This window comes from Streptomyces sp. NPDC058955 (assembly GCF_042741435.1).
GTDB lineage: Bacteria > Actinomycetota > Actinomycetes > Streptomycetales > Streptomycetaceae > Streptomyces.
Window position 1 is genome coordinate 1 of record NZ_JBHYKM010000075.1, and the last position, 3,327, is coordinate 3,327.

2 protein-coding genes are annotated in these 3,327 nt (G+C 73.8%); both read right to left on the reverse strand.

Going from position 1 to position 3,327, the window contains the following annotated elements:
• Positions 1 to 45 precede the first annotated feature (45 nt).
• Positions 46 to 1,050, reverse strand: a complete 1,005-nt coding sequence (locus tag ACFW1I_RS25200) for a TerC family protein (protein WP_384673926.1) — start codon at positions 1,048 to 1,050, stop codon at positions 46 to 48.
• 243 nt (positions 1,051 to 1,293) lie between these two features.
• Entirely contained in the window at positions 1,294 to 3,168 is a 1,875-nt protein-coding gene (locus ACFW1I_RS25205; RefSeq protein ID WP_384674000.1) for a TerD family protein, read from the reverse strand.
• Between the last annotated feature and the right edge of the window lie 159 nt (positions 3,169 to 3,327).

The window sequence follows — 3,327 nt, forward strand, 5'->3', positions numbered from 1 at the left end:
GGGATGCCCGGGCCGGCCGCCGCCGTCACGCGTGGAGGGGGCGGGTCACGCCTCGACGCTGTCCTTGCTGTCCCTGCTGTCCTCGCCGTCGTTCCCGGCGGCCTCCAGGGCGGCCTTCTCGGACTGCTTCCTGGAGGCGATCAGGCTGGTGACGGTGGTGACGACCAGCACGCCGCAGATGACGGCGAGGGAGACCGGGATGGAGATCTCCGGCACGTGCAGGCCGGACTCGTGCATCGCGTGCAGGACCAGCTTCACGCCGATGAAGCCGAGGATCACCGACAGGCCGTAGCTGAGGTGGACCAGCTTCCTGAGCAGGCCGCCGAGGAGGAAGTACAGCTGGCGCAGGCCCATCAGCGCGAAGGCGTTGGCGGTGAAGACGATGTACGGGTCCTGGGTCAGGCCGAAGATCGCGGGGATCGAGTCCATCGCGAACAGCACGTCGGTCATGCCGATGGCGAGCATGACGACCAGGAGCGGCGTCATGACCTTCTTGCCGGACTGCACGATGAAGAGCTTGGTGCCGTGGTAGCGGTCCGCGACGCCGAACTTCTTCTCGATGGACTTCAGGAGGCGGTTCTCGTCCCAGTCCTCCTCGTCCTCGTCGGCCATGGCCTCCTTGACGAGCTTCCAGGCGGTGTAGATGAGGAAGGCGCCGAAGAGGTAGAAGACCCACGAGAAGCTCGCGATGATCGCGGCGCCGGCCGCGATGAAGATCGCCCGCAGGACGAGGGCGATGAGCACGCCGACCAGCAGCACCCGCTGCTGGAGGTGGCTCGGCACGGAGAACTTCGCCATGATCAGGATGAAGACGAAGAGGTTGTCGACGCTGAGCGACTTCTCCGTGATGAAGCCGGCGAAGAACTCGCCGCCCGCCTGGCCGCCGCCCCAGATCGTGACGCCGACGCCGAAGAGGACGGCGAGCGCGATCCAGGCGACCGTCCAGATTCCGGCTTCCTTGATCGACACGTCATGGGGCTTGCGCCCGATGAAGAAGTCGATCGCGATGAGGGCGCACAGACCGAGAATGGTCAGCACCCAGATGGTCATCGAAACGTCCACTGCGCCTCCGGCTTCGTACGGCTACTGATCAGCGTCGTCGCTGCCGGAGGTCTCTTCCACCCGCGGTCGCTCGCGCGACCGCCGGGCCGGCGCCCCGGGACCGGATGTCCTTGATCCGTCCGTATTGACGGGTACGCCGCACATGGGGAGTACTCCCCTCCGCTCGAAAAAGAGTACCCGAAGAACCAAGAGAAGGTAAAGAAGAGGGTAAAGAGGATCCAAAAGCGCAGGTCAGCCGAGGTGTCGCCGACGGCCCTCCGCGACCTGTCCGAGGACCTGCCAGAGCACCGCGCTGCCCGGCGGGACCGTCGGCGGCTCGTAGGTCCAGGCGTGGCCGACCCAGGGGTCGGCGAGGTGGTCGTCGGGCACCGGGGTGAGCCGGAGCAGCGAGCGCCAGAGCGGGTCGAGCACCGGTCCGTACGCGGCGGCGTCCGCCCGGTCCGCGACCATCAGCAGGTGCACGCCGACGGAGGGGCCCTCGTCGGCGAGGTAGCGGAGCCGGGTGACGGCCCGGTCGTCGAAGCCGTGCGGGAAGTCGTGGACGACGAGCAGCTGGCGGGATCCGTCGAAGCCGGGCGGCAGGTCCTCCGAGGCGTCGCCGCGTACCGCCATCTGCAGCAGGTCCACCCGCTCGGTGAGCTGGGCGAGGACGGCGGTGACCCCGGCCGCGCCCCGGGCCGGCGGGGCGGCCAGGACGCCGGTCTCGACCAGCGGCCCGAAGGCGGCGGCCCCGCTGCCGGCCGGATCGAGCACATGGACGGTGAGGCCGCCGGCGGGGTACGCGGCGAGCAGCCGGGCGGTGTGCGCGACGGCGCTGTCGAGGGCGAGCCGGCGCAGCTCGGCCTCGTCGAGCAGGCCGGCCGCCGAGGTCCGGCCGGGCCCGGAGTCGATCCAGATCCCGCGCTCCAGCGGGAGGCGGACCAGGAAGGGGATCCTGAGGCCGGTCCGCTCGGGGAGGTGGAGGTCGCCGAGGCGGACCGCCATCGGCGGCTCCTCCGGGGTCCGGTAGGCGTGCCAGACGGGGTTGTCCCAGCGGGCGTAGGCGATCGGCAGGGCGGGCTCGACGACCTCGGACTCGGCGGCGAGCTGCGCGAGGTCCCGGTCGAGGACCTCCTGGGCGCGGCCCATCAGCTCCTCGTGGGTGGCGCGGGCCTCGGCCCGGGCGGCGTCGCCGGCGCCCCCGACGCGGGCGCTCGGGTCGGCGAGCACCTGGTCGATGGCGCGGTCGAGGCGGTGGTCGGCGAAGTCGCGGGCGCTGCGGTAGGCGGCGACGGTCCGGGCCAGGTCCTCGAACATGCCCCACACCTGGTTGTAGAGCCGCTCGTCCATGGTCCAGCCGGTGGCGTCCCCGGCGACGGGCGCGGGGCGGGACTCGGCGGGCGGCGCGGGCGGCTGCGGCGGTACGGCTCCGGCGTCGGCGGCCGGGCCGGGCCCGGGGCCGGTGGCGGCGGGCCGGGGGGCGGGGCGGCGGCCGGGGTGGGTGTAGCTGATGGTGGTGGTGGCGTCGGCCGGGGCGGCGGCGGTCTCGGGGACCAGGGGCGGCGGCACCGGGGCCGCGGCGGGGGCGACCGCGTCCAGGACGGCGGCGGCGAGTTCGGCGGCGGCCGGGGCGCCCTGGTCGGCGAGGAGGTCGGCGAGCCCGCCCTCGTACCCCTGCCCGACGGCGCGGACCTTCCAGGCGCCCTGGCGGCGGTAGAGCTCCAGCGCGACGACGGCGGACTCCCGGTCGAGGCCGGTGATGGTGTACGTGACGACGGCGGCGCCCGTCGGGTCGGCGACGGACACGAAGGGGGCGGCGGCGGTGCCGAAGCGGGCCGGGCCGCCCGCGCCCCGGGGCAGGGCGAGGAGGACGGAGAGGCGGTGGACGGAGTCCGGGACGGCGGCGAGGTCCACGGCGATGCGGTGCTCGGCCGCGGCCTCCCCGGACACCTCGATCCCGGGCCGTACGGGGGCGCCGGGGTGGGCGATCCACTCGGCGCCGGCGACGTGGCCCCGCTCGTCGCCGAGGGTGGCCCCGGCGACGACCGGGTGTCCGGCGGACACCCGGAGTTCGAGTCGGGTGTCGGGCAGGGGGTGGTTCTGCCCCCGGACCAGCTCGGCCGTCATCTGGACTCTGTTCCCCTCGGCGCTGTTCGGGTCGGTCATGCGGGGCAGCTCCCGGCGGGCCGGTGCCCGGCGGGAGCTGCGGTGCCACGGCCGGGGGGGGGGGGGGGGGGGCCCCCCGGGGGGGCGACTGGGGCGGGGTGGGCAGCCACGAGAGCACGT

What these genes read in the sequence shown, in the direction of transcription:
- ACFW1I_RS25205 (WP_384674000.1), bottom strand. Translation starts at nt 3,168, where the DNA reads ATGACGGCCGAGCTGGTCCGGGGGCAGAACCACCCCCTGCCCGACACC.
- ACFW1I_RS25200 (WP_384673926.1), bottom strand. Translation starts at nt 1,050, where the DNA reads ATGACCATCTGGGTGCTGACCATTCTCGGTCTGTGCGCCCTCATCGCG.